Origin of the sequence: Pseudomonas syringae group sp. J254-4, from assembly GCF_032586855.1 — a bacterium.
Taxonomy (GTDB): domain Bacteria; phylum Pseudomonadota; class Gammaproteobacteria; order Pseudomonadales; family Pseudomonadaceae; genus Aquipseudomonas; species Aquipseudomonas amygdali.
Window position 1 is genome coordinate 1 of record NZ_JAWHOO010000029.1, and the last position, 26,290, is coordinate 26,290.

At 57.1% G+C, this 26,290-nt stretch carries 24 protein-coding genes; 10 read left to right on the plus strand and 14 right to left on the minus strand.

The window, feature by feature from the left end:
• Window positions 1-257: 257 nt before the first annotated feature.
• Window positions 258-2,681: a glucose/quinate/shikimate family membrane-bound PQQ-dependent dehydrogenase gene (locus tag RYB09_RS24370; protein WP_316890593.1), complete on the minus strand. Its 2,424-nt coding sequence runs from the start codon at window positions 2,679-2,681 to the stop codon at window positions 258-260.
• A gap of 444 nt (window positions 2,682-3,125) precedes the next feature.
• Here RYB09_RS24370 and RYB09_RS24375 point away from each other — a divergent pair, with 444 nt between their 5' ends.
• The gene (locus RYB09_RS24375) at window positions 3,126-3,353 is read left to right on the plus strand and encodes a VF530 family DNA-binding protein (protein ID WP_004658220.1); all 228 of its coding nucleotides are present in this window, start codon (window positions 3,126-3,128) and stop codon (window positions 3,351-3,353) included.
• 53 nt (window positions 3,354-3,406) lie between these two features.
• On the plus strand, window positions 3,407-4,063 hold the full coding sequence (locus tag RYB09_RS24380) for a Pr6Pr family membrane protein (RefSeq protein ID WP_058401619.1): 657 nt from the start codon (window positions 3,407-3,409) through the stop codon (window positions 4,061-4,063).
• 15 nt (window positions 4,064-4,078) lie between these two features.
• On the opposite strand, the gene RYB09_RS24385 is transcribed toward RYB09_RS24380, so the two are convergent.
• The 3 genes from RYB09_RS24385 to RYB09_RS24395 all read right to left on the minus strand — a co-directional run bounded on the left by RYB09_RS24385 (window position 4,079) and on the right by RYB09_RS24395 (window position 8,640).
• Entirely contained in the window at window positions 4,079-4,846 is a 768-nt protein-coding gene (locus tag RYB09_RS24385; protein ID WP_058401620.1) for a siderophore-interacting protein, read from the minus strand.
• Complete coding sequence (locus tag RYB09_RS24390) at window positions 4,843-5,433, minus strand: PadR family transcriptional regulator (protein WP_058401621.1); 591 nt, start codon at window positions 5,431-5,433, stop codon at window positions 4,843-4,845. Before RYB09_RS24390 ends, RYB09_RS24385 begins: the two co-directional genes overlap by 4 nt.
• A gap of 87 nt (window positions 5,434-5,520) precedes the next feature.
• Complete coding sequence (locus RYB09_RS24395) at window positions 5,521-8,640, minus strand: transglycosylase domain-containing protein (protein ID WP_058401622.1); 3,120 nt, start codon at window positions 8,638-8,640, stop codon at window positions 5,521-5,523.
• A 360-nt stretch (window positions 8,641-9,000) separates the two neighbouring features.
• Between RYB09_RS24395 and RYB09_RS24400 the strand changes: the two genes are divergently transcribed.
• Window positions 9,001-9,906 carry a hypothetical protein gene (locus RYB09_RS24400; RefSeq protein ID WP_193600946.1) on the plus strand — a complete coding sequence of 302 codons (906 nt, stop codon included), beginning with the start codon at window positions 9,001-9,003 and terminating at the stop codon, window positions 9,904-9,906.
• A 51-nt stretch (window positions 9,907-9,957) separates the two neighbouring features.
• On the opposite strand, the gene RYB09_RS24405 is transcribed toward RYB09_RS24400, so the two are convergent.
• Together RYB09_RS24405 and RYB09_RS24410 are read right to left on the minus strand one after the other, a co-directional pair.
• Window positions 9,958-10,647, minus strand: a complete 690-nt coding sequence (locus RYB09_RS24405; protein WP_058408377.1) for a hypothetical protein — start codon at window positions 10,645-10,647, stop codon at window positions 9,958-9,960.
• Window positions 10,648-10,825: 178 nt separating this feature from the next.
• Window positions 10,826-11,539: a hypothetical protein gene (locus RYB09_RS24410; RefSeq protein ID WP_316890596.1), complete on the minus strand. Its 714-nt coding sequence runs from the start codon at window positions 11,537-11,539 to the stop codon at window positions 10,826-10,828.
• A gap of 403 nt (window positions 11,540-11,942) precedes the next feature.
• On the opposite strand from RYB09_RS24410, the gene RYB09_RS24415 reads away from it, so the two are divergent.
• Window positions 11,943-12,692: a hypothetical protein gene (locus RYB09_RS24415; RefSeq protein WP_057401537.1), complete on the plus strand. Its 750-nt coding sequence runs from the start codon at window positions 11,943-11,945 to the stop codon at window positions 12,690-12,692.
• 46 nt (window positions 12,693-12,738) lie between these two features.
• Here RYB09_RS24415 and RYB09_RS24420 read toward each other — a convergent pair whose 3' ends face one another.
• Both RYB09_RS24420 and RYB09_RS24425 read right to left on the minus strand, forming a co-directional pair.
• Entirely contained in the window at window positions 12,739-13,404 is a 666-nt protein-coding gene (locus RYB09_RS24420; protein WP_122280741.1) for a hypothetical protein, read from the minus strand.
• 110 nt (window positions 13,405-13,514) lie between these two features.
• Window positions 13,515-14,645: an OpgC domain-containing protein gene (locus tag RYB09_RS24425; protein ID WP_122280742.1), complete on the minus strand. Its 1,131-nt coding sequence runs from the start codon at window positions 14,643-14,645 to the stop codon at window positions 13,515-13,517.
• Window positions 14,646-14,939: 294 nt separating this feature from the next.
• Between RYB09_RS24425 and RYB09_RS24430 the strand changes: the two genes are divergently transcribed.
• The 3 genes from RYB09_RS24430 (at window position 14,940) to RYB09_RS24440 (ending at window position 16,871) form a co-directional block, all read left to right on the plus strand.
• Window positions 14,940-15,221, plus strand: coding sequence for a type B 50S ribosomal protein L31 (locus tag RYB09_RS24430; protein WP_002554875.1), 282 nt, complete (start codon window positions 14,940-14,942; stop codon window positions 15,219-15,221).
• Between the two features lie 151 nt (window positions 15,222-15,372).
• The gene (gene ddlA / locus RYB09_RS24435; protein WP_122280743.1) at window positions 15,373-16,464 is read left to right on the plus strand and encodes a D-alanine--D-alanine ligase; all 1,092 of its coding nucleotides are present in this window, start codon (window positions 15,373-15,375) and stop codon (window positions 16,462-16,464) included.
• Window positions 16,461-16,871, plus strand: a complete 411-nt coding sequence (locus RYB09_RS24440) for an NUDIX hydrolase (RefSeq protein WP_122280744.1) — start codon at window positions 16,461-16,463, stop codon at window positions 16,869-16,871. Before ddlA ends, RYB09_RS24440 begins: the two co-directional genes overlap by 4 nt.
• A 38-nt stretch (window positions 16,872-16,909) precedes the next feature.
• On the opposite strand, the gene metR is transcribed toward RYB09_RS24440, so the two are convergent.
• On the minus strand, window positions 16,910-17,827 hold the full coding sequence (gene metR, locus RYB09_RS24445) for a transcriptional regulator MetR (RefSeq protein WP_122280745.1): 918 nt from the start codon (window positions 17,825-17,827) through the stop codon (window positions 16,910-16,912).
• A 106-nt stretch (window positions 17,828-17,933) separates the two neighbouring features.
• Here metR and RYB09_RS24450 point away from each other — a divergent pair, with 106 nt between their 5' ends.
• The 3 genes from RYB09_RS24450 (at window position 17,934) to RYB09_RS24460 (ending at window position 20,513) form a co-directional block, all read left to right on the plus strand.
• Window positions 17,934-18,668, plus strand: coding sequence for a 5-methyltetrahydropteroyltriglutamate--homocysteine methyltransferase (locus tag RYB09_RS24450; RefSeq protein ID WP_193601281.1), 735 nt, complete (start codon window positions 17,934-17,936; stop codon window positions 18,666-18,668).
• 123 nt (window positions 18,669-18,791) lie between these two features.
• Window positions 18,792-19,784 (plus strand): alpha/beta fold hydrolase, encoded by a 993-nt coding sequence (locus RYB09_RS24455; protein WP_080164866.1) that lies wholly within the window; start codon window positions 18,792-18,794, stop codon window positions 19,782-19,784.
• A gap of 81 nt (window positions 19,785-19,865) precedes the next feature.
• Window positions 19,866-20,513: a DsbA family oxidoreductase gene (locus RYB09_RS24460; RefSeq protein WP_058408371.1), complete on the plus strand. Its 648-nt coding sequence runs from the start codon at window positions 19,866-19,868 to the stop codon at window positions 20,511-20,513.
• Window positions 20,514-20,734: 221 nt separating this feature from the next.
• On the opposite strand, the gene RYB09_RS24465 is transcribed toward RYB09_RS24460, so the two are convergent.
• The 5 genes from RYB09_RS24465 to RYB09_RS24485 are packed head-to-tail and all read right to left on the minus strand — an operon-like array spanning window position 20,735 to window position 26,203.
• A complete protein-coding gene (locus RYB09_RS24465; protein WP_219170003.1) occupies window positions 20,735-22,063 on the minus strand; it encodes a sigma-54-dependent transcriptional regulator in 1,329 nt (442 codons plus the stop codon).
• 10 nt (window positions 22,064-22,073) lie between these two features.
• Entirely contained in the window at window positions 22,074-24,005 is a 1,932-nt protein-coding gene (locus tag RYB09_RS24470; RefSeq protein WP_058401631.1) for an ATP-binding protein, read from the minus strand.
• A gap of 55 nt (window positions 24,006-24,060) precedes the next feature.
• Window positions 24,061-24,795 carry an amino acid ABC transporter ATP-binding protein gene (locus RYB09_RS24475; RefSeq protein ID WP_002554866.1) on the minus strand — a complete coding sequence of 245 codons (735 nt, stop codon included), beginning with the start codon at window positions 24,793-24,795 and terminating at the stop codon, window positions 24,061-24,063.
• Window positions 24,792-25,460, minus strand: coding sequence for an amino acid ABC transporter permease (locus RYB09_RS24480; protein ID WP_177342370.1), 669 nt, complete (start codon window positions 25,458-25,460; stop codon window positions 24,792-24,794). Before RYB09_RS24480 ends, RYB09_RS24475 begins: the two co-directional genes overlap by 4 nt.
• On the minus strand, window positions 25,457-26,203 hold the full coding sequence (locus RYB09_RS24485; protein ID WP_004658194.1) for an amino acid ABC transporter permease: 747 nt from the start codon (window positions 26,201-26,203) through the stop codon (window positions 25,457-25,459). Before RYB09_RS24485 ends, RYB09_RS24480 begins: the two co-directional genes overlap by 4 nt.
• Between the last annotated feature and the right edge of the window lie 87 nt (window positions 26,204-26,290).

A 26,290-nucleotide genomic window follows, 5' to 3' on the forward strand; every position in this document is an offset into this window, starting at 1 on the left:
CACAGGTCTGCGCCGCACCGCACATTCAAGAGCTGACGCAGAGCGTCCAGAACGGCATTCCCACGCTGGAGCGTGCGCAACGATAATCGTCAGAGCACCATCGTGCCAATGCTCCGCGTTGGCATGCATTTCGTGACGCTCCGCGTCACAGATCTACAGCCTTGTCCGGTAGCAAATGCAGCCGAGACAAGGTTTCAGTAGCAACAAAAAAAGCGGCTACCTCTCGATAGCCGCTTTCCATTTACCGCACTAATGCATCACTTCGGCAGTTTGAATGCCATCACGTAGTCACCCTGTTTGGTGCCCAGTGAACCGTGACCGCCTGCCACGACCAGCACGTATTGCTGACCGTCCTTGCCGGTGTAGGTCATCGGTGTGGTTTGGGCGCCTGCTGGCAGGCGACCTTCCCACAGCTGTTTGCCGTTACGTACATCGTAGGCGCGCAGGTATTGGTCAAGCGTACCGCTCAGGAAGGCCAGACCGCTCGCCGTTGTGATCGGGCCACCCAGGCTTGGAACGCCCATGGTCAGCGGGATCGGGATTGGCGAACTGTCACGCACGGTACCGTTCTTGTGCATCCAGATGGTTTTGTGGGTGGTCAGATCGACCGCCGCCACGTAACCCCACGCAGGGGCCTGGCACGGCAGGCCCATTGGCGACAGCAGTGCTTCCAGGATCACGCCATAAGGTGCGCCCTTGTTCGGCTGCACGCCTTCGGTTTCGCTCTTGCGGCCAGGTCCGCCTTCGACTTCGGCAGCAGGTACCAGCTTTGAACGGAACGCCATGTAGCTAGGGTTGACGAAGGCAATCTGACGAACCGGGTCGACGGAAATACCGCCCCAGTCGAACACGCCGAAGTTACCCGGATAAACAATCGAACCCTGCAGCGAAGGCGGCGTGAACGGGCCGTCGTAGCGCAGCGACTTGAAGTCGATCCGGCACATCATCTGGTCAAATGGCGTCACGCCCCACATGTCGCGCTCTTTAAGCGGCGGCGGCATGAAGTTCAGGTCGGACTTGGGCTGGGTCGGCGAGGTGTGATCGCCTGCAACAGCGCCTTGCGGAACCGGTACTTCGTTGATCGGCACAATAGGCTGACCGGTGCTGCGGTCCAGCACGTAGATGCTGCCCTGCTTGGTCGATGCCAATACCGCCGGCTTCACACCATCAGCAGTTTTCATATCCAGCAGGGTCGGTTGACCGCCCACGTCCATGTCCCACAGGTCGTGGTGGGTGAACTGGTAATTCCAACGTACGCGACCGGTCGCGATGTCCAGTGCAACCAGGCCCGCACTGTATTTCTCGGAATCCGGCGTGCGGTCGCCGCCCCATTGGTCAGGCGTCTGGTTGCCCATCGGCAGGTAGATCATGCCGAGCTTTTCATCGACGCTGAACATGGACCACATGTTCGGCGAGTTGCGCGTGTAGATCTTGCCTTCGGCAATCGGTGCAGTTTCTTCCGGATTGCCGCTGTCCCAGTTCCACACCAGACGGCCAGTGTGCACGTCGTAGGCACGGATCACGCCGGACGGTTCGTCCATGGAGACGTTATCGGTAACGTGGCCGCCGATGATCACCAGGTCTTTGGTCACTGCCGGTGGCGACGTGGAGTAGTAGCCGCCCGGAGCGAAGGTGCCCATGTTGGCGGTCAGGTCAACCGAACCCTTGTTGCCGAAGTCTTCACACATCTTGCCAGTATCGGCGTTCAGCGCGATCAGACGGGTGTCGGCAGTCGGCAGGAAGATTCTGCGCGGGCAGGCAGCACTGGCAGTGGCCGTGCCGTCAGCAGCCGGGACCGTCTGGCTTTGCGCCGGGGCGCTGGCTGCATAGGCTGCGTCGTCATGATAAGTGACGCCACGGCAGGTCATGTGCGCCCAGCCTTTGAAGTTTTTCGCATTCTGGGTGCTGAGCTTCGGATCGAAGCGCCAGATTTCCTTGCCCGAATCCGGATCAAGCGCGATTACCTGGCTGTGCGGCGTACACACGTAGAGCATGCCGTTGACCTTGAGCGGAGTGTTCTCGGCAGTGGTTTCACCCGGGTCGTTAGGCCCAGGGATGTCGCCAGTGCGGAAGGTCCAGGCCGGTTCCAGTTTGTTGACGTTTTCCGGGGTGATCTGCGCCAGTGGCGAGTAACGATCACCGAATGCGGTGCGGCCGTAGGACTGCCAGTCGCCGTCAGGCATGGCCGGAGCGGTGTTGGTGGTACCGGCAGTTTCGCGGTCCAGTTGGCCTTCGATACGGCCAGGGTTGGTGAACTGGCTCGCCAGCGCGGTCAGACCGGCCAGCACGACAGCAACGCTCAATGCGCCAGTGCCCAGGCGCGCCGGGCCATTGCGCAGCAGTGGCTTGCGGAACCACGGCAGCAGCAGGACGATGCCCAGTGCGAACCACAGCGCCAGGCGCGGCACCAATTGCCACCAGTCGAGACCGACTTCCCACAACGACCATACGGTGCTCGCGAACAGCAGCAGTGCATACAGGCCAAGTGCAGCAGCACGGCCGGTCATCAGCAACACGCCGGTCACGGCAAAACCGATACCCGCCAGCAGGTAATACAACGAGCCATTCAGTTGCAGCAGTCGGGCACCACCGACCAGCAAGGCCAGCCCCATCAACAGGATCACCAGCCCGAGCAGGGTCGGCAACAGGCGATTTCTATTTGAAGCACTGTCAGTGCTCATAATGCGAATCTCCGCGAGAAGTAAGTAGTTGATATCTTGTTTTCATGTACGCCGCCGACCCTGGCAGCATTCCTTGAGGCTGTTTATTGAAACGAATCACCGACGGTCGAATTCAACGTCACACAGAACACGGTTGCCCATTCAGCGCGGCCCGGTCATTGATTCGTAGACCATTGCCGCCCGAATTCGTGCATAGGCGTTTATTCAGCGGAGCCTCTTCAGAAAGGAAACCTGCAATCCTTAAACGCGCAATGATAGGACGCTAACGATTTTTCTAAAAGCCATAAACCTGACATGGATCATTGCAAGGTCGGCAACAGTGCCTCAAGCCGACTGTGTTTTATGAAAGCGCGGCGCTTACAATGGCAGACTTTTCGGGAAGACCAGCGCGTTCCAGAAAGCTGTTCAGGCTGCTATCCCTCTTCATCAGCTTCAAGGCTCATCATGACAACACCCAATTCCGATCCGCTGCACGGCGTCACGCTGGAGCAGATTCTCAGGGCTCTGGTCGAACATTACGAATGGTCCGGCCTGGCCGAGCGTATCGACATTCGCTGCTTCAAAAGCGATCCAAGCATCAAATCCAGTCTGACTTTTCTGCGCAAGACACCTTGGGCGCGTGAAAAGGTTGAAGCGCTGTATGTGAAGTTGCATCGCGGCAAGGGCTGGTAACAGGCCCGCCAGAAAAGCCCGGCATGGACGCTGGAACTCAAGGATAACGATTGATGCACCGCGAACACTCAACTGCGCAGGGACAGCGCTATTACACCCTTGTTGCAGCCTGCCTCGGCTGGTCGGGGCTGGTCATCCAGCTGTACCTGATCTTCATTGGCCGTTATGCCGATCACGCCAGTCTGCTGGGCGGTCTGGTGCGGTTTTTAAGTTTCTTTACCGTACTGACCAACACCCTTGCAGCCGTTGCGCTGAGTTGTGTCCTGACGTCGCGGCAGTCGGCAGGCCACCGTTTTTTCCGGCATCCGGTGGTGTGCGGCGGTATTGCGGTGAGCATTGCGCTGGTGGGCATCGCTTACAACATTCTGTTGCGCCATCTGTGGCACCCGCAAGGCTGGCAGTGGGTGGCCGATGAGTTGCTGCACGACATAATGCCGCTGGCGTTCGTACTGTACTGGTGGCTGTACGTGCCCAAAGGCGCGTTGCGCTTGAGCCATGTACCGCTGTGGGCGATCTATCCGATCATCTACTTCGCCTACGTCCTGCTGCGTGGTCACATGCTTGGTGACTATCTGTATCCGTTCATTGACGTCGGCACGATCGGTTTTCCAAAGGCATTCATCAACGCGCTGGGCGTGCTGCTCGGGTTCGTGCTGGTTGCACTGTTGTTGCTTGGGGTCGACAAATGGGCGGCTCGTCGTAAGGTGTGAGTCGCCCAGGCTTGCCTACTCTTCAGTGCCGTCCAGCTTCCAGTAGCCAGCGGCCTTGACGAAATCCTCTTGCAGGCCGAACTCATCGAGCAGCACACGGCGCAGCTTGCGTGACAGCGCGGATTCGGTCGCGACCCACGCGTACAGCTTGCCCTCGGGCATCTCCAGGCGGCGTGTGACGTCCACCAGGCTCTGCTCGCCGCGTACGATCCAGATCACATCGACCTGTGCGGCGCTGTCGAACACCTGCTGTTCCTGCGGGTTGGCCACTTCGACCACCACCAGCGCAGCACGGTTGGCGGGCAGCGACTCCAGGCGTCGAGCGATGGCGGGAATCGCCGTTTCATCGCCGATCAGCAGGTAGCTGTCGAACATGTCCGGCACCACCATCGAACCCTTTGGCCCTGCGATGTGCAGAAATTGCCCCGGTTCAGCCTGAGCCGCCCAGGTGGCAGCCGGGCCTTCGCCGTGCAGAACGAAGTCGATATCCAGCTCACCGCTGCTTTCGTCATAGCGACGCGGGGTGTAATCGCGCATCGGCGGACGTGGTGCGTCCTTGTCGCTGGTAGCGGTCAGGTCTTCCAGGGCAGCCTGTTCTTGCGCTGTCTGCGGGAAAAACAGTTTGACGTGGTCGTCTGTGCCCAGGCTAATGAAGCCTGCCAGTTCCGGGCCCTGCAAGGTAATGCGGCGCATCAGCGGAGTCAGCTCTGTGACCCGCAACACTTGCAGCTTGCGACGCTTGAGCTCATGCATGACCCGATGGATTGCTTGTGGCGAATTCATACGCTTGCCTCCGACGCAGGTTGAGGTCCGTCGACAACGGCCTTGGCAGTGGTGTTGAGCAACTCGCTGACCCGCAGAATTTCTTCCGGTGTCCAGCGGCCGTGGTGCATATGCAACGCGTGGCGCAGGTTATGCACGGCTTCAAGAACTTCCGGCGGTCGATCATGGCCGCGCAATGAGCGCTTGGTCACGCCGATACGCATCCGCACACCTTCCAGCGCCACGGCCTGATCCTGCAGTGACTGGCGACCCGCATCGGTGATGGTGTAGAGCTTCTTGCCGGCCTGGGCATCGCCGACCACCATTTCGCTTTCTTCAAGAAACGTCAGGGTGGGGTAGATAACGCCGGGGCTGGGGCAGTACGCACCTTCGAACAGACCTTCGATCTTGCGGATCAGGTCATAGCCGTGGGCGGGCTGTTCGGCGATCAACGCCAACAGCAGTAATTTCAGATCGCCAGGGGCGAAAACCCGAGGGCCACGTCCACCGCGTTCACGGCCCGGGCGTTTTTCAAAGCCGTCGCGGTCATCACCTGCTTCACGAAGATGCGGCGGACGGTGGTGGGGAGGGTGTTTGTCTTCACGCATGTTTTTGATCTCTGGTTACACGTTAGATATACCTTAAGATATATCTAAACTTATTCACAGAGTCGGCAGACGAGCGGTCGTTAACGGTCAGGCACCCTTGGGTGGGTCGGGAAGTGGGGTATTGCACATCGCCTGCCCATGATTCTCCAGGTACGGGGTCAGGATCGGAGCCATGCCTTTGAGTACCTGCACCGGCAGCGCCGAAGTAAAGCGAAAGCCTTCGGCGGCGCGCCCTGGCACGAACGCGGTCAATGCGCCGAAGTGGTTGTCGCCGATATAAAACACAAAGGTCGCCGTGCGATTGATCGCCCTGGAACTGAGAATGCGTCCGCCTGCGCCAATGCTCTCGATCCTGTTATCACCCGTGCCGGTTTTGCCGCCCATCGCCAGCACGCTGCCGTCCTGCATCTTGAAGGTGCCTTGCACACGCTTGGCGGTGCCGCCATCCACCACCTGCGACAAGGCTTCGCGCATTGCCGCGGCAACTTCTGATGGCAGCACGCGCTGGCCCAGCTCCGGGTTGATGGTCAGTTCGGTGTCGTAAGGTGTATCAGCAGCAAAATGCAGACTGTCGATACGCACGGGCGGCAAACGGATGCCATCGTTCTGGATAATGCCGATCAGCTCGGCCAGCGCCGCCGGGCGATCACCCGAGCTGCCGATAGCCGTTGCCAGCGATGGCACCAGATGGTCGAACGGATAGCCCACGCGCTGCCAGCGCTGTTCGATATCCAGAAACGCTTCGACCTCCATCATGGTCCTTACGCGACTGTCGCGAGCGCTTTTGTGGCGACTCTTGAACAGCCAGCCGTAGACTTCCTGACGCTCGTAACGACTGGCGGCCACGGCGTCCTTGAATTGTGCTTCAGGGTGTTTGAGCAGGTAGCCCACCAGCCACAGCTCCAGCGGGTGGACGCGGGCGATGTAGCCTTGATCGGGCAAGTCGTAAGTCCCCGGCCCATAGCCCTTGTACAAGTCGGCAAGACGCTTGTCGGTCAGCTTCGAGGTTGCTTTCGGCTCATCCAGATGCGCGCGGATGAACGCGTTGAACGTCGCTTGATCAGCCCCAGGCAGCAAGTAGCGATGCACGGCAGCCAAGCGGATGGCCGTGGGATGGATACCGTCCAGAAAAGTATCGAGGCGTTCCTGAGTGGTCTTTTCCTTGTAGCGTTTCCAGAAGCGCAGCAGGAACACCGTGCCCTCGCGGTCGGCAAACTGCGCGAGGTATTCCTGACGGCGCGGGTTGTCGTCATCCTTGAGCAACTCGGCACTGTTGTTGGGTGCCTGATATGTGCTGTAGCGCACCACATCGCGCATCAGACGAATGAACGGCAGGTTGATCGACTCACGCAACGACTCGCGCAGGGTTGGAATCCGCTCGTTGTCTTCGCGCCGGAAATTATTGAAACGGTGCATGCCGCCACCGGTGAAGAACGCTTCTGCGGGGCTGGCCGAATAGGTGCGGTCGAGTGCTGCCGACAGCATCTTCGCCAGGTCATGGTCCTTGTTCAGCAGCAGATAATCCACCGCCCAGCGGGTCAGCCGATCCGGTTCCTCGACAGGGATTTTGCGCAATTGCGCAGGGTTCAGGCTCGCATAGCGCCCATGCAGTTCGGCGATGATCTCCAGATACGTCGTCAGCACGCGCATCTTCGCCGTCGAGCCCAGCTCCAGCTTGCTGCCTTCGTTGATATCGAACGGCTGATCAGTGCTGTCGGTCTGGACCCTGACCCGCGAGCCGTCCACGCCGCGTTCAAACAGCGTGAAGCTGTAGCGCACCTGCGTTGTGCTGGCCGGGGTCAACAGGCGCTCGCCCATCAACCCGATCCTTGCGGCAAACTCAGGGTTGGCCAGGTCACGCAGGTATTGGCTGACGCTGCGCTGCAATTCGCCGTGCAAGGTGCTGGTGGCCGATAGATCAAGACGGTCCAGATCGTAAAGCGGGCGATTGAGCAGGTTCGACAGACGAGTGCGCGCGACACTGATGCCCTTGTTGGTTTCGATAGGCTGAATGGTCGGCTGCTGTGCCCAGTCACGGTAGGTAACCTGGACTGCCAATGCGGCATCGGCCAGCGGTTGATCAATGACATTGGCCTGGGCCAGCAGGCGTAGGTGGCTATCGGTCAGGTCCGCCAGTTCCAGGCGACCCTTGGCCAGATAATGCGACGGACGACGCTGAGCAATGACCAGTGACAGCACTTCGCGCAGGGCCAGTGCCTTATCGGCCAGCCGTTGTTTGTCAGTCGGGCTGGAGGCCAGTAATTCATTGGTTTTGGCAAAATCCGCACCGAACCACACCCGCAACCCTTCGGCCAGCCCGTGCACTTCACCGTGCCCCGGCACCGCGGACAACGGCACGCTGTTCAGGTAATCACGCACCACCCGTTGGCGTACCGCAAGGGTCTCGGTGCCCGGTTGATAGGCGCGAACACTGGCGGAAATCATCTGCCGCAACTTCTCTGAACCCGACAGCGTCAGCCCGTCGGGTGAGTGGCGATATTTTTCCAGTTGAGTCGCCAGCGTACTGCCGCCGGCCGACTGGCCGGGGAGGGCGAACATCTTCGCCAGTTGCGACCACGCAGCCTTTACGAAGCGTGGCCAGTCCACTGCCGGGTTGGCCAAGGGTTGCTGCGGGTCCAGCAAGTCGCGGTTTTCGATAAACAGCAGGCTGTTCACCAGCAGTGGCGGAATAGCGGTAAAGGTCGGGTAAAACTGTTGTGGGTATCTGAACTCATACAACGGTTCATTTCGGCAATCAGTGATCGACAGGCCAGCCTGGGTTTTTTCCTCGTAAGGCACGAAAAAGCCATGCTGAACGTAGCGCATCAGCTCTGGAGAGAAACGGGTCTGGCGAGTAATCACATAATCGCGCTTGAGCAGGCGCTGCAGGAACTCATCAAGCGACGAATAGCCCAGGCGCCTGTCGAACGGCCCGTCACCGGGATACACCACGTCATGGCTCGGCCCAGGCTGCATTGAATAACTCAGGCTCGCGGCAAAGCGGCTGAACTCCCGCGCCTGCAGCCTTGAACTGCGGCTCTCCACCGTTATTGCAACACCCAGCGCAATGCAGGCCAGCACCACAATCACCCAAAACACCCGCCATCCGTATCGCTTGCGACGCGGACGCTTTGGCGCGCGTGGGTCATCCTGGCGGTCAGCTGACAGCGCTTCATGCTTGCTATCGGAATGCCGAAATACGCCCATAGTCGATTGTCCGGTCATCCTGTCAACGCACCTGACCCAAGCTTAGACGCTGGATGGGAATGTGGGGGGAATTGTGTGGTGGTTTTCGAGATTGGCTGAGGCGATGCCTGGACTTGCATGGCTTGTATGCTTTTTCGTCTAAGCACAGGATTTGACTGAAAAAATATCAGTCATAGATAAGCGCCTGAAAACCAGTCTTTATAAATCCAGGCGCTGGACTTATAAAAGCCTATCGGTTATTTGTAGGACGTTTCTGATAATTGTTTCCAGCGCTTGATCTTGAATTAAACAGGTGATTACGTCCGGTTTTGTCAGTGGCAATGATGCCCTGATTAGTTAATCCCTATCGAGATCAATAAAATGAATAACAAGAAAAACAAAGCAGGTCGTGCGTTTGTGTCTGGATTGCTATTGGCAATGTCTTACCACGCAATGGCACAAGTAGAAGGAGCTCCTGTAGTCAGTCAACAACCTATGTTGCAGGAACAGGCTGTACAAAACCCAAGCCATTCGAATCCTGTGGTGCTGTCGGACAAGATTCATCAGATCAGTCATATTCTGGAGAATACCTCGGCAGTTCATCAGTATAATTTCACCGCTACGCGCGGCCAGAATGTGCTGATTACAACGCCGGATTCGGATTACGACCAGAAATGGAGGTTGGAGTATCAGGTGGATGGCGGAGAGTGGCAGCCCAAGCGTCATTCATCGGCGCAGAGAATCGAAGGGCTCAATCCTGGTTCACAAGTCAATATACGTATTATCGCGACTGACGGTGCCAGGTTTGATACCACTGATTACAGCGTGGTGTTTGGCTCGTTTCCTCATATGCGTTATGACTTGCACCACGAAGAGGGCTTCAGGTTGATTCCCTATGGTTTCACCAAACCCGCTTTTCTGGCGACTCAAGCGCTCACAGAGGCAATGCTCGAGGTTACGTTTACCGACAGCAAGGCTTTTCCGCTGGAGGGCGGTGTTTTTGATTTCGAGCTCAGTATCAAACATCACCAGGCTAACGGGCAATACACCTCGGACAGTTCGGGGAAAATAATGCAGCGGGTAACGTTTAAACGCTGCGAGGGTGGTTTGCTCGCTGATAACTTCACTCACTTGAGTGAAAACGGGCGAGAAACCTGGAGTACTCGCTACGAGCCAAAAAAGTATTGGGCTAATAATAGGCTCGCTGAACAATTGGCGGATAAACCTCATGTGTACAACTTGGGGCTGATTTGCAATCGCTGGCTGATCAACTGGTCAAGGAACTGATTTAAAAAAACGCTCTGTCTGCCGTAGGCGCTACAGAGCGTTTTCTGACCGTCAGGCCCTCGTATCGATCAAGTGTGTCGAATCTTTTTCTGCTTTTTCTTTGATCTGACTTATCCAGATTTCACTAGGGTCATCTTTTTTGCTGAGTGCTATTTTTCCAAGATCAATGACGTTTTGAAAATTTAGCAGGTCCAGTTTGTAGGTTCCTTTGAATGTGTCTGTGTCATGGTCAGCCAGCGTCATGAGGATTTTGGCATGCGTGATCGCAGCATCCTTGAGATGGTTTTTTTGGTTGATGGCATCTGATAAATACTTGATTTCATTGGTGCCTAACTTATCGTCCAAGTCTATTATTTTAAGCTCGGCATCATCGCCTATCGTATAGCTGAAATTTTTACCCGTCAGGTCGGGCCGCAAATCTATAAGCTCCGCTCTGAACTCTTGGTAGAAACAGGATTGTAATTCCGACATGAGCAATGCATCCACATTAAGGTGCTCTAGATAAAGCTCTTTTGTCATTGGGCGAATGACTTTTTTAGTCGGGTCTTTCTCGTCGGGATGGTTGGAGGTGAATTGCAGCCACGGCTCTTCCTCACGCGTGTAGAAAGCATTTGCAAACTCTTCTTTTTTACTCAGTGCCGGTTTATCCTCAGGCGATCGTGGGAGGGGTTTTGTTTGAAGGTGGGTCAAGGGGCGCGACGGAGGAAGTAAAAAGTCGGAAGTAATAGTGCTAATGTACATTTTCTGCTCCTTGCTGAATGACTGTATCTTTCTTGTTATCGGTGAATGGGCTGGATACTTGGGCTGATAAAGCTGTGGGAAAATTCCTGGTCACAGGCTTTGTGTGATCTGCGTCACGAACCAACCGCATGTCACTGGTTATTCCGAGCGAAATATCAACGGCCTGTATTTGCATTCATCAAACGTGTACATCAACCAGAGGTTTTGGTTCTTCCTCACGCTTCGGCGCATAGCGCTCGATCTGGTAAATAATCGTGTCCATGAAATTGCCAATATGGTTGCGGCTGAAGATCTGTCCGTAGTCGATGACCTTGCTGTAATTCTCAAGGTTGAGCGTGTGCTGATCGCCGAATTTTTCCGTGTAATGGTCGAGTAGCGTCATCACGATTTTTGCGTGCGCACGCAGATCTTCTTTCAGTTGTTGACGTTCGTTCAGCTTTTCGGTCAGGTACGTGAACTCTGCCGGGGTGAGAACCTCGTCCGGGTCGGTCACCTGAATGTCCTGATTAAAGCCCAGCGTGAAGCCGAAATGCTTTTTTGACAGCTCAGTATTGAGGTAAAAAAGCTGCTGCTTGAAATCGTGGAAATTGTCGTACATACGGCATATGGTTTGGTCAAAATCCTTAATGTAGTTTTCCAGATACTTGCCTCGGATATCTTTTGCTTCCTTTTCAGACATGTTCTCTAAAATAGCGCGTCCTGCCGCCGAATTTTTGTAGCTGGAAAACCAAGGTGTCTCTTCGGTTGTATAGAATTCAGCGTTCGGGTCACGCGGTTTATCATGTGCCAGAGGGACATTGATCGGCAGAGCAGCAGATGAATTGAGGGGTGGCGAGCCTAAGAGAGTGCGCTGTTGATTTTGTAATGGAAAAGCCAAGGGGTTGATATACATGCTAGGCGCTCTTTGGTGTTAGTGATAGCTATCTAACGGCAGGCCTTTGCAAAACTTTGCCTGATAAGCGTGTAGGATATTTCCCAGGCTGTAGGTGGTGGTTGTTTTTGTAGGAGATTTCCTTAATTTCAATATGATGGTTGACTAAGTGTTCGGCTCTCTATTACGTCGATTTTGTCAGTGGCAACCTGCCTCTGCATAATCTGCGAGAGTATCTATGAATATTTATGGGAAAAAATGTGTTGGTTTTTGGTTGTTTTCTATCTTCGTGGTACTGGCATCGGCGTCCGGCGCTCACGCCAATACAGGTAGTGAGGATCCGGTCGTTGCATCAACTAACGAAACCAGCGAAACCGTTTTGGCTGAAGCTGTTCAAGAAATTTCCGAGCCAAGATTCACCGTCATGCTGGATAAGCTGCACTCGGTAGCAGATGCGTTGACAGTTAAACATCCTGTTCACTACTACGGTTTTGTGTCGCATCGTGGGCAAGATGTACTGCTCTATGCGCCTGTTGGTGACCCGGTAACTAACGAGTGGAAGACCGAGTATTACGAAAATGGTGAGTGGGTTGCTCAGACACTTGAGACCAAGGTTTTTACAAATCTGACTCCCGAGGCAGAGGTGATTGTCAGAATCACGCCAAGAAACCCGTTAGTAGGGAGCACTCTCCCATACACCGTCAGATTTGGTTCCTACCCTGTTCTAAAAAGCTACGAACTGCTTGACGAGCCGGGTGTGATAAGGATTCCAAGTGGGTATACCAATCCTGACTGGTTGGCCACCCAGATTTACAAAGAGGCTGTTTTTGAGGCGAGATTTACCGACACCAAAGGCACGCCCTTGGAAGGCGGCATGGCGATTCTTGACCTGAGTTTTGGTAAAGCAGAACCTTCAATTGAGCATGTTGTAGTCAGTGATGCTACCGGCTTTGCTTCTCAGCGTATCGAGTTTGGACGCTGTTACGGTGGCGTGGAGGCCCAGGATTTTGTGCACGCACAAAGAGGTTTCAATACATGGAGAAGTCACTATAAAGTTGCTGGCTACACCGTACACAATTTTTCATTGGGACCAATGACAGCGACCCCTCATATTTTTTACATGGGGCATATCTGTACACAGACCGTTCTGCGAACTGTCGCTCCTCGTGGTTAACATTCAGCTCAGTCTGGCGAGCCGTTTGTCTCGCCAGACTGATTTCTCATACCGCCAAAGAAATATAGGAAAAATCTCGCTTTTCAGCATTGCTCTGGACTTGCTGTATCCATTCGTCCTGCATTTTTTGCACGCTGGTGCTCATAATCTTGCCATAATCGATCACATCCTGAAAATTACTGATATCCAGTTTATATCGACCACCAAATGTTTCATGATCATGGTCAACCAAGGTCATGACCGTCTTTGCGTGCTGCTGTATTTGCTCTTTGAACTCTCTGAACCCGTTGATGGCATGGGTAAGCACTGATGTGTCATTCTCAGTCAGGCTGTTATCGTAGTCAATTATCTTGATGGACGCGCTTTCGTTCAGTGTAAAACCAAATTTTTTACTTGCGATGTCGGGGTGCGTTTCTTGCAGGTCTTTACGAAAACTGTCGTAGGTGACATTTATCAACGCAAGCTCCAGTACGTCGACTATTTTTTTATGCGCCACGTAGTCGAGCCGATTTGTAATGTGCTCGTTGATCGACTCCAATAACCACGGCTCTTTCTGATATTCATAAAATACATTTTCTTCTGTCTTTTTTGCTTCGGATGCAATGGCCTTTTCCAAGCCAGCATCTTCTGTCGGATCGCCATTTTTGGTGCCAGGTATCAGCGCCGTTTGTTGCAGGGTGTTTGCCTGATTCGGAATGCCATTAATGTTCAAAACGTTGCCCTCCCTTTGGTCTCATAACGAATAGCGGCCAGTTCCTGAAAAACTTGGCCTGATAAACCAGTAGGAGATTTCCGAGAGGGCGTGCAAACGTGACGCTGTTCTCAAGTAGTTAACAAGCGGGGCGATTTCCCCAGCCGCTTATTCAATTCCAACCCATTGGCCATCAACATCATCAAGCCCAGCCCGACAATCGCGGTAGTCACCTGCATAGGCCATGTATCACCTGCCAGTGCGTTTGCCATGTCTGCCAGTGGCGCGAGCAATACGCCCAGGCAGAAGACTTCCAGCGAATAACGGCCCATGCGGCAGGTCTGTCGGGCGGGCCAGTTTTCGAGCCAGGCGCTTGAGGTTGGCAGCAGTCGGGCGACGACGTAGACCAGTGCAAGGAAGTGCAGCAGGCGCGCGGGTGCCAGGTCGGTCTTGCTGATGGGGTACAGGGCGTCGAGGTGCAGGGTCGAGACCATTGCAGTGTGCAGGCCGGGCCATTTTTCGCTGAAGGTCAGCATCCCGGCGATCAACACGTAGATGGCGGCCATCAGGAACAGCGGTTGTTGGCGCAACGGAGAGCGTACGGCGGGTGTGGCTGTTTCGCTGCGCAATGCACAGGCACCGCCGAGAATGAACAGCAACTGCCAGGCCACCGGATTGAAATACCACACGCCACCGCCTTCATAGGCACGCAGGTTCCAGCCGAACAACGGCACCATCAGGTACAGGGCAATCGACAGGCCGACCGCCAGTTCCAGTTTGCGCAGCATCAATGGCAAGGTCAGCGGCAAGGTCAGCAACAGCACGATATACAGCGGCAACGGGTCGGTCAGGTTGGGCTTGAAACGCAGCAGCAGTTCATCGGCCAATGCCTGTTGCGGGTTGCCGACGAAGTATTCAAGGCCCATCTGCTGGACCATGTCGCGCGTCTCGACATGATTGTTGGCGACGAAGACGATGCCCATCAGCAGGGTCAGCAGAAAGATATGCACCACATACAGCACCCAGGTGCGGCGCAGGATCCGCACGCCAGCCACCAGCATGCCGTCGCGCCGGGCGATGCGTCCATAGGCCAGGATCGATGCGTAACCGGCAAGAAAGACAAAGATTTCCGCTGCGTCGCTGAAGCCGAAGTTGCGTACGGTCAACTGCGCGAGCGGGTTGTCCGGCACGTGATCCCAGAATATGAAGATCAGCGCCAGGCCGCGAAAGAAGTCGATTCGATGATCGCGTCCGTTATTCATAACGGTGGACTCTTGAAAGTGCTAATGAGTAAAGATCGGCCACAGAGGCTCAGGTTCCAGGCCGGCGACCAGTGACGTTCGGCGGCGCGGCAGGGTGCCGTTAATTCGGCTCGATTGCAAAGTCACGCTATTACAGAATGTCTCTGGCACGCTGGTTCTGGCGGTTTCAGGGCGACAGCGGCTGCATGCGCGCGTTCGATCAAGCTCGCCGATGATGGCAATCAACAGCAATCATTCTCATCTTCTGTTATGTTACTGTATAACGATTGCAGTCAACTCACCGGAGAGCTAACCATGAAACCCGATATCCATCCTGCTTACCGTACTGTGCTGTTCCACGACACCGCTGCCGACGTTTACTTCCTGATCGGCTCGACCGTAGACACAGACCGCACGCAGCAGCACACCGACGGCAACACCTATCCTTATGTCGCACTCGACGTGTCCAGCGCCTCGCACCCGATGTACACCGGGCAGCAGCGCAAGACCACCAACGAAGGCCGGATCGCGGGTTTCAACAAGCGTTTCGCCACCTTTGGCTCTGGCGGCAAGAAAGAAACCGCAGCGGCTCAATGAGCTGTCTGACCTCCCGGTGATGGGCATTTCGCATGGATTGCCCACCACCGGGATTTTTTTGCCTGAATTTCAGGTGTGCGGCCAATCATCTGCTGGACTAACAGCCGACATTGCTTTTATCTTCGCGGCCTGAAAAACAGGAGTAACCGCTTTGAAAAAGTCAGTCGCCATCGTTTTCGGTGGGCAATCCAGCGAGCATGAGGTTTCGTTGCAGTCGGCACGCAACGTGATCAATGCGATTGATCGTGATCGCTATGCGCTGACCCTGATCGGTGTCGACAAGCTGGGCCGCTGGTTGCGCTTCGACGAAGCCGACTACCTGCTCAATGCCAATGATCCTGCGCGGATCAAACTGAGTGCATCCGGCAAGCAGTTGTCGCTGTTGCCTGGCAGCACTGGCGGCCAGTTTGTCGAGGTCGAGACAGGCAAACCGCTGGCAGCTATCGACGTGGTATTTCCGCTGATCCACGGCGCGTTTGGTGAAGACGGTGCATTGCAAGGCGTGCTGCGCATGCTGGCCGTTCCGTTTGTGGGCGCTGACGTACTCGCCTCGGCGGCGTGCATGGACAAAGACGTGACCAAGCGTCTGCTGCGCGATGCAGGCATTGCTGTCGCGCCGTTCATGGTGCTCAGCCGTGGGGAAACCCTGTCATTCGCCGATGCGACCACGCAGTTGGGCCTGCCGATGTTCGTCAAACCGGCCAATCAAGGCTCGTCGGTGGGCGTCAGCAAAGTGTCTGACGAGGCTGGCTTCGTGGCTGCACTGGCATTGGGTTTCGAATTTGACCACAAGCTGCTGATTGAGCAGGGCATCGTCGGCCGCGAAGTGGAGTGCGCCGTACTGGGTAACTTCGATGCGCAGGTCAGTGTCTGTGGCGAAGTGATTGCCAACGACGAGTTCTACGCCTACGACACCAAGTACCTGAATGGTGATCAGGCGCGCATCGCGATACCCGCCGAATTTCCCGCCGATCTGAGTGATCAGGTACGTGAAGTCGCGTTGCAGGCTTACAAAGTGCTGGGTTGCGCAGGGCTTTCGCGGGTCGATTTCTTCGTGACCGATACGCATGACATCATCATCAACGAGGTCAACACGCTGCCCGGCTTCACCTCCATCAGCATGTACCCCAAGCTCTGGCAGGCCAGTGGCCTGACCTATGCCGAACTGATCCATCGCCTGATCGTGCTGGCCCTTGAGCGCGCTGATCAGGCGCGTTTGCTGAAAACGGAAATCTTTGCATGAAGATAATCCGCATCGCGGCGGCGCTGCTGATCGGCGCAGACGGCCGGACTCTTCTGGTGCGCAAGCGCGGCACTCAGGCATTCATGCAGCCGGGCGGCAAGATTGAACCTGGCGAACCGGCACCGCGGGCGCTGGCCAGGGAGCTTGAAGAAGAACTCGGGCTGATCATCGATCCGCAGCAGGCGCTGTTTCTCGGCGAGTTCGCTGCACCGGCTGCCAACGAGCCGGGCTTTGAGGTGTGTTGTCAGCTTTACGAGGTCAGAACTGATGCCCAGGTTCTGCCCGCCGCCGAGATCGAAGAAGTGCTGTGGGTCGGCGCAGAAAGTCTTGCGGATGTACATCTGGCTCCGCTGACACGCGACCTGATCCTGCCGTTGTACCGCGAGCGGCAGACTCCAGCGAACTGAACCCGTGTCGTCCTGTGCCGTGGCGCAGGACGATACTGTCAGCGAACCACGCTCACCCCGTCCAGTGTCGAAAACGAGGTGTCCTTGGCGGTCAGCAGGAAGTCGCGCATGTAGGGGGCGTCGAGCATGTCGGCGCGAATACCGGCATACAGCGTTGCGAACAGCCCTTTCTCGCCCAAGCGCTTGGCCTTCACATAACCGCGTGAACTGTATTCATGCAGCGCCCAGTGCGGCATGCCACAGACCCCGCGTCCGCTGGCGACCAGTTGCATCATCATCACCGTCAGTTCTGATGTTCGTACCTGTGCCGGTTCGATGTCGGCGGGTTCCAGAAAGCGCGTAAAGATATCCAGCCGGTCGCGTTCCACCGGGTAAGTGATCAGCGTTTCAGTCAGCAAGTCTTCCGGAACAATGTACGGCCGGCCCGCCAGCGCGTGTTGATTGGCCACCGCCAGCATCGCTTCATAGGTGAACAGCGGCACGTAGGTGATGCCGGGCAATTCCAGCGGGTCGGACGTTACCACCAGGTCCAGGTCACCACGCGCCAGCGCCGGCAATGGCGCGAAAGAGAAGCCGGAAGACAGGTCCAGCTCGACCTCGGGCCAGGCATCGCGGAACTGGTCGATGGTCGGCATCAACCATTGAAAACAGCTGTGGCATTCGATTGCCATGTGCAGCCGTCCCGCCGTGCCGCCTGCCAGACGGGCAATGTCGCGCTCGGCACTGCGCAGTTGCGGCAGCATGGAGTCGGCCAGTTGCAGCAGGCGCAGACCGGCGCTGGTAAACCGTACCGGTTTGGTCTTGCGCACGAACAACGGCATGCCCATGCGCTCTTCCAGTTCCTTGAACTGATGGGACAGCGCCGACTGCGTCAGGTGCAGGCGTTCGGCGGCTTCCACAAGGCTGTCGGCCTCGCGCAGGGCGTGCAGGGTTTTGAGGTGGCGTATTTCAAGCACCGTCAGCGCTCCATGAGCAGTATTTGTGATCAACACGAAAAAAATGAGTTTGTCTCATGTTGTGTCAGCTGTCGACAATAGACCCATCTTTTATGGAGGACGCATCGTGGCCCTGACTCAACACCCTGACTATTTTCACATTGGCGCAGACCGTGAATTGCAGCACGCTTTGCAGGCTTTCTGGAAACAGGATCAGGGTGTTGCGACAACGGACGCCGAACTGCGCACCTGGTTGATGGCGCGTTACCCGCAGCAGGTGCCACACCTGAAACGCGACCAGCGTTTCCAGCCTGGTTGGGCACCGCTGCTGGCGAGCGTCGCTGAAGCGTGCGAGCAAGGCCGCAAGCCTGCGTTGATCGGTCCTCTGACACTGCTCTGGCTAAGTGATGTTCAGGGTGGCGAGGTCGATCGCCTCGACCTGCTGGAGCATCTACTGCCGGTGTATGGCGAGATCTTCGGGCGTCTGGCGGCGCGCGGTGTCGAGTGGATTCAGATCGACGAACCGATCCTGGCGCTCGACCTGCCGCTGGCATGGAGCAACGCCTTCGAACGCGCCTATCACATTCTTCAGTATTCGCCGTTGAAGAAGCTCATTGGGCTTTATCACGGTGACCTGCGGCCCAACCTGGGTGTCGCGGCCTTGCTGCCGGTTGCAGGGTTGCATCTGGACAGCGTGACCGAACCGGAGCTGCTGGCTCCGGTGTTTGATCGTCTGCCGGTTTACAAGGTCCTGTCCCTGGGCGAGTGCGACACGCATTCGGGCTGGCACCAGGAGTCCCTCCTCGAAGCGCGCGCCCGTTTTGGGGAAAACCTGATGGTGGCGGATCAGGTCGCCGCGTAACGCAACACCCGATTAACGACCGCTCAGCGCCATTCATCAAACTGTCACGCAAGTGTGGCAGCGCGCTTGGCAAAACATCATCAGACTCTCTGCCTACTGGGGATCTGTTTTTTGGTGTTTTTCATGCGGGTTTTAATTTTTCTGGCCGCGCTTCTGTGCGGCTTGCCGTCTTTTGCGGCCGATCGTTGTGATGTCGATGTTCCTGTACAGCATGCTGACCTTAAAGAGGTACGAATTGCCTATCAAAGCATCGGCAGTGAGTCCGACCCTGCCTTGCTGTTGGTAATGGGCCTGGGCGGGCAGTTGATTCATTGGCCGGACGAGGTTGTGGTCGCGCTGTGTCAGCAGGGCTACCGGGTGATTCGCTACGACAATCGCGATGTCGGTCTGTCCACCTGGGTGCAACAGCCCGCCGAGGCCAATCTGACCTTTGAAGTGCTGCGCTACAAGCTGGGCCTGCCGGTCTCTGCGCCTTATTCGCTGACCGATATGGCCGACGATGCCTTGGGCCTGATGGACGCCTTACAGATTCGCCAGTTTCACGTTCTTGGCGCGAGCATGGGTGGCATGATTGCCCAGCACCTGGCCGATCTGGCCCCGTCGCGGGTCGAAAGCCTGACGCTGATCATGACCAGCTCCGGTGCACAGGGCTTACCGATGCCCAGTGCGGCGTTGATGCAACTGCTGGCGCGGCGTGGCGCGCCCAACCGGGAAATGGCCATCGAGCAACAGGCTGATCTGCTTGCAGCGCTTGGCAGCCCGCAGGTCAAGGACGATCGCCAGCAATTGCTGCATCAGGCTGCGGTGTCCTACGACCGGGCCTTCAATCCCGAGGGCGTCAAGCGTCAGATCATGGCGATTCTGGCCGAGCCGAGCCGGGTGGAGTTGCTGAACCGTCTGCGCCTGCCGGTTCTGGTAGTGCATGGCACGGCTGATCCATTGTTGCCGGTCATGCATGGTGTGCATGTGGCCGCGCACATTCAGGGCAGCCAGTTGCGCCTGATTCCGGGGCTGGCTCACCGTTTTCAGGAAGCCTTCAAGGCACCGTTGCTCGGGGCGGTGCTGCCGTACCTGAAAGCCCAGCATGAGGACGGTCGCAGCCTTGCTCAACTGTGAAGCCTGCCCGGTTGTCAGGCTCCGACAGAGGTGTATCGTATGGCCCTTGCTTATTGAATTAGCTGACTGAAAAGGGCCGACATGACGACTGCACTGAAGATCGATTTCATCTCCGATGTTTCCTGCCCCTGGTGTGTCATCGGCCTGCGCGCGCTGGATCAGGCGCTGGAGGCACTGGGGGATGAGGTGCAAGCGCACATTCACTTCCAGCCTTTCGAGCTGAACCCGAACATGCCTGCCGAAGGGCAGGACATCAAAGAGCACATTGCCGAAAAGTACGGCTCCACGCCGGAACAGATCGAAGGTATTCACCAGACCATCCGTGAACGCGGTGCTGAACTCGGCTTCACTTTTGCCAGCGGCGAGCGGCGTATCTACAACACGTTCGACGCCCATCGCCTGTTGCACTGGGCCGAACAACAAGGCAAGCAGTACGCATTGAAACAGGCGCTGTTCGAAGCCTATTTCAGCGACCTGAAAGACCCGTCCAGCCACCAGACTCTGGCAGACGTAGCGCAGAAGGTCGGCCTGGACCGTTTGCGCGCTCAGGCCATCCTCGACAGCGGCGAGTACACCGCAGAGGTCCGCGAAGCCGAGCAACTCTGGACATCCCGTGGTATCACGTCGGTGCCGACCATGGTCTTCAACGACCAGTACGCTGTCTCGGGCGGTCAGCCGGTCGAGGTATTCGTCAGCGCGATCCGCCAGATTGTCGGTGAATCGCAGTAACGCACTGCCTGTGCAGGATAGGACGCAGAGCGTCCGGAAAGGCATGCCCACGCGGAGCATGGGCACGATAGGTGTCTTGCGGACGCCTATCGTTCCTCGCGCTCCTGCTTAGGGACGTGCGGACGCCTATCGTTCCGCACGCTCCAGCGTGGGAATGCAGTGGGTGACGCTCTGCGTCACAGATCTGCGTTACGCCGCATACTCAAGATCGGACGCAGTGCTCAAAGCCCGTATTTCTTGACCTTGTCGAACAAGGTGGTTTTGGCCATGCCCAGTTCCTGACTGGCCTGGCTGAGGTTGCCGCCGCTGCGTTGCAGGGCTTCGCTGAGCAGGGATCGTTCGAAGGCTTCAACCGCTTCGGCAAATCCCAGGCTTTGATTTTCACTGACCGTGCCTGCCTGTTTGAACGCTGGCAGACCCAAGGCAAATCGCTCGGCTACATTGCGCAGTTCCCGCACGTTACCTGGCCAGTCGTGGCTCATCAGGCTTGAACTGGTCTGTCTGTCCAGCGTTGGCGGCTCACGGTCGAAGCGCAATGACGACAACTGCAGGAAATGTTCGAACAGCTGCAGAATGTCTTCGCGGCGCTCACGCAATGGCGGCAGCTCCAGCGTGACGACGTTCAGACGGTAATACAGGTCGCTGCGGAACTGACTGGTCTTGCTCAGTGCATTGAGGTCGGATTTGGTCGCCGCAATGACCCGGCAATCCACCGCGACACTCTGGTTCGAACCAAGCCGCTCCAGAGTTCGTTCCTGGAGGACGCGCAACAGTTTGATCTGCAGGTTGACCGGCATGCTTTCCACTTCATCAAGAAACAGCGTGCCATTGTGGGCGTGTTCTATCTTGCCGATGCGCCGCTTGCCCGCGCCGGTAAATGCATTGGCTTCGTGACCGAAAATTTCCGACTCGAACAGGCTTTCTGCCAGCCCGCCACAATTGAGTGCCACGAACTGGCTGTCCTTGCGCCGGCTGAAGTCGTGCAGGCAGCGCGCAACGAGCTCCTTGCCGGTGCCGGTCTCGCCTTCGATCAGCACATTGGCCGATGTATCGGCGACGTTGGCAATCAATGCGCGCAGGTTTTGCATGGCTGGGGAGCGGCCGATGATCCGGCCTTCCAGCGAATCGCGTTCGGCCAGTTGCTTGCGCAAGGCCCAGACTTCACGGGCCAGCCCGCGCTGCTCCAGCGCGCGCCGGGTGACGTCGACCAGGCGCTCGGGAGAAAAGGGTTTCTCCATGAAATCGTAAGCACCATCGCGCATTGCGTTGACGGCCATGGTGATATCGCCGTGACCGGTGATCAGCACCACCGGCAGGCTGCTGTCACGCGCCTTGAGGCGACTCAGTAATTCCAGGCCGTCGATACCCGGCAAACGAATGTCGCTGATGACGATACCGGCAAAATTGTCACCAATGCGCTTGAGGGCGTCTTCGGCGCTGGATACGCCTTCGCTGGCAATGTCTTCCAGCGCCAGCGCCTGCTGGCAGCCGAGCAACACATGCGGGTCGTCTTCGACGATCAGCACAGTCAGGTCGCTGTTGATGCTCATGGGTGTCGTCTCATGTCAGTCCACCTGGGCCGGGGCCGGTCGGGCGATTGTCGGTCGGGGCATCGGTGACAAATGGCAGGCTCAGGACAAATGTTGTGCCGCCGTCACCCGGATGCTCTGCGCTCAGGCTGCCCCCGGCTGCGGCGGCAAGGCTCGCCGACAGCGTCAGGCCCAGTCCCAGGCCTTGTTCGCCGGGTTTGGTGGTGAAGAAAGGTTCGAACAGGTGCTTGCGGGTTTCGGTATCGACGCCGTGTCCGTTATCACGCACCCGCAAGCGATAACGGCCGTCTTCAATTGACCCGGTAAGCCACAATTCGGGCGCTGGCTGGTTGAACATGGCGTCCAGCGCATTGCCGATCAGGTTGACCAGAATCTGTTCCAGACGGGTCTGATCGATGGTCAGGGTGGCGTCGACGAAGTCTCGATGCAATGCCAGGCCGGACTGCTCCAGGCGTACGCCGAGCAACTGCGCCGCCGCCTCGACGGCCTTGCTCAGTTGCGCCTGGCCCTGATCGTCGCCGCGTCTGGCGAATGCGCGCAGGCTGGCGGTAATGCGGCCCATGCGGTCGACCAGATCATTGATGGTGCGCAGGTTGGCGCTGGCGGTGTCCAGTGCGCCTCGCTCAAGAAAACGCACGGTGTTGCCAGACAAGGTGCGCAATGCTGCCAGAGGCTGGTTCAGTTCATGAGCGATGCTGGTCGACATTTGGCCGATAGCCGCCAGCTTGCCAGCTTGCACCAACTCGTCCTGGGCTTTGCGCAGGGTGTCTTCAGCCTGTCTTCGTTCGCGAATCTGCGCCTTGAGGCGTTCGTTGCTGGCACGCAGGTGTTCGGTACGCTCGGCGATCTTGCGTTCCAGCTCATTGTTCGCAGCCTGCAGCGCCTCTCTGGCCGCCAGCCGGGTCGAGATAACCTTGCGCCGCTCGTTCCAGGCAATCAGCAGAAAGGTCACCAGCGCGCAGGCCACAGCTACCAGCATGCCCTGGTTGGCCGCTTCACGGCGCAGGTCTTCCAGGGGCGTAAGCAGTGTCAGGTGCCAGGCGGTATCGCTCAGCGGGCGGCTCTGGGCCAGATAGCTGACCTGCTTGTGCTCTCGATCGACACTGACGTTGGCCGGGAACACAAGCTTTTCGACGCCTTCGGAAAGGGTTTCCCGTTCCAGCGGCACCAGTTCGTTAAGCGGCCACCAGTAATATTGCAGGCTGCGGGCCAGACGTTCCTTGACCTGCGGAGTGAGCGGTCGAACTGACTTCAGGCGTCGAGCCGGGTCACTTGAGAGGATGATGATGCCGTTCTCGTCGCTGACAAATGCCTCCAGACGAGCACGCTGCCAGCGTTCTTCCAGTGCTTCAAGGCGCACCTTGATCACGGCGACGCCGATGATCCGGCCTTTGTCTTCCAGCCCGTGGGCCAGGTAGTAACCCGATTCGCCCGTGGTGGTGCCAATCCCGTAAAAACGGCCGGGCAGGCCGCGCACGGCGTCCTGAAAGTAGGCGCGGAAGGACAGGTCTTCACCCTGATAGCTGTCGGAATCACGCCAGTTGCTGGTGGCCAGCACTCGGCCGGTGGTGTCCATCACATAAATGGCGCGGCTGCCGCTGCGTCGATTCATCCCTTCCAGATAACGGTTGACCTGCTGCTGAAGCTCGGGGCTCGGCTTGTTGAGCATCTGCGACACGCTGGATTCAAGCTCCAGCACGCTGGGCAAATAGGTGTACTTGCTTATTTCGCTCTCGACCGTACGGGCGTGCAGCTCCAGCTGGCGCTCACCGGTCTCGCGCAGGCTCTTGATACCGCTGTGTTCGCTGATCAGGTAGGCGATATAGCCCAGTCCGATCATCAGCATGAGGATCAGTGGCGGCAAAAACAGTTGGCGTATCAGACGAGGTTTCACGGCGAGTGATGGCGGCGCGGCGCGATACAGAGTGGGGTCGCATTTCATCACAGTCGTCCTGAACCGAACAGCTGCCCGCGAGCGCGCGGGCAGCCGGCATTACCTAGTGCTGGAGAATCTTGGCGAGAAATTGCTGAGCGCGTTCCGAGCGTGCGCTGACGTCACCGAAAAACTCTTCTTTTTCGCAGTCTTCGACAATCTGTCCCTTGTCCATGAAAATCACCCGATTGGCGACCTTGCGAGCGAAGCCCATTTCGTGGGTCACGCACATCATGGTCATGCCTTCGTGCGCCAGTTGCACCATCACGTCGAGCACTTCGTTGACCATTTCCGGGTCCAGCGCAGACGTCGGTTCGTCAAACAGCATGACCACCGGGTCCATCGCCAGGGCGCGAGCGATGGCAACACGTTGTTGCTGACCGCCGGAAAGCTGCCCGGGATGCTTGTGCGCATGCTCGGAGAGGCCGACGCGGTCCAGCAATTTCAGGCCTTTTTCGGTCGCTTCGGCCTTGCTGCGGCCCAGTACCTTGATCTGCGCGATGGTCAGGTTTTCGACAATGCTCAGGTGCGGAAACAGCTCGAAGTGCTGAAACACCATGCCGACCCGCGAGCGCAGTTTTGGCAGGTTGGTCTTCGAGTCGGAAATGGAAGTGCCGTCGACGACAATGTCGCCTTTCTGAAACGGTTCCAGCGCATTCACGCATTTGATCAGGGTCGACTTGCCGGAACCGGAGGGCCCGCACACCACCACCACTTCACCTTTGCTGACCTCGGTGCTGCAATCGGTCAGCACCTGGAAGTCGCCATACCATTTGTTGACATTTTTTATGGAAATCATACGGCAAACCTTTTTTGCAGACGCTTCACCAGCAGCGAGGCGGCAAAGCTGATCGTGAAATAGACCAGACCGGCAATGATCAGGAACTCGTTGGCGCGCCCGATGATGTCGCCACTGGAGCGCGATGCGTTGAGAAAGTCCACAAGGCCCACGGTGTACACCAGAGAGGTGTCCTGGAACAGAATGATGCTCTGTTGCAGCAACAGCGGCGTCATCTTGCGAAATGCCTGGGGCAGGATGATCAGTCGCATCATCTGCGAGTAATTCATGCCCAGCGCCTGGGCTGCGCCCATCTGTCCTTTGGAAATCGACTGCACGCCGGCACGGACGATTTCGCAGAAGTACGCGGCTTCGAACATCATGAAGGCCACGACGCAGGAGGCGAAGGCCCCGATGGGCGTGTCTTCACCGGTAATCCAGCGCAACACGAATGGCACTGCGAGGTAGAACCAGGTGATCACCAACAGCAGCGGGATCGAACGGAAGTAGTTCACGTAAGCGCCAGCCAAATTGGCCAGCAGCTTGTTCGATGACAGGCGCATCAAGGCCAGCAGCGTACCGAGTACCAAGCCGCCGACGACACCCATTGCCATCAGCTTGAGGGTCATGACCATGCCGTTCCACAGGCCGGGAATGGCTGGAACGATTCCAGTGAAGTCCATTATTTGCCCCCCAGTGAGATGAGTCCGGGTACAGCGACTTTCTTCTCGATCATGCGCATCAGCAGCATCAGGCTCATGTTCAGCGTGAAGTAGATGAGGGTTGCGAGCGTAAAGGCTTCAAACAGGTTGGCGGAAAACTCGGCGGTCTGTTTGGTCTGCGCGAGCAGCTCCATCAGGCCGATCAGCGACGCTACCGACGAGTTCTTGAACACGTTCAGGAATTCGGAAGTGAGCGGCGGAATGATGATCCGGTAAGCCTGTGGCAACAGCACGTTCCAGTAGATCTGCGGCAGCTTGAAGCCCATTGCACGCGCGGCCGATTCCTGGCCCTTTGGCAGTGCTTCAATGCCGGTACGCACCTGTTCGCAGACCCGTGCAGCGGTAAACAGACCCAGGCAGACCACCACGCTCAGGAACGCTGAGGTAGTCGGGTTGAGGTCCTGCTTGTACCACTCCTGCAGGTTTTCCGGCAGCAGATCGGGCACCAGAAAGTACCAGATGAACAGCTGCACCAGCAGTGGCACATTACGGAAAATTTCCACGTATACCGTGGCAATACCCGACACCAGACGGCTTGGTACGGTGCGCATGACGCCCAGTACCGAACCCAGTATCAGGGCAATGATCCAGGCAACGACAGCAATGGCGATGGTCCAGCCCAGGCCGGATATGAACCAGTCCAGATAGGTCTCGCTGCCGACGCCGGTGGACTTGAAGAACACGCCCCAGTCCCAGTTGTAATTCATCAGGGTCTCCCCCTATTTTTCTATTTATATCGAGATGCACGCACTGTCGGACTTCGAGAGTGAGGGGCCGGTCCCGAACAGGTTTTG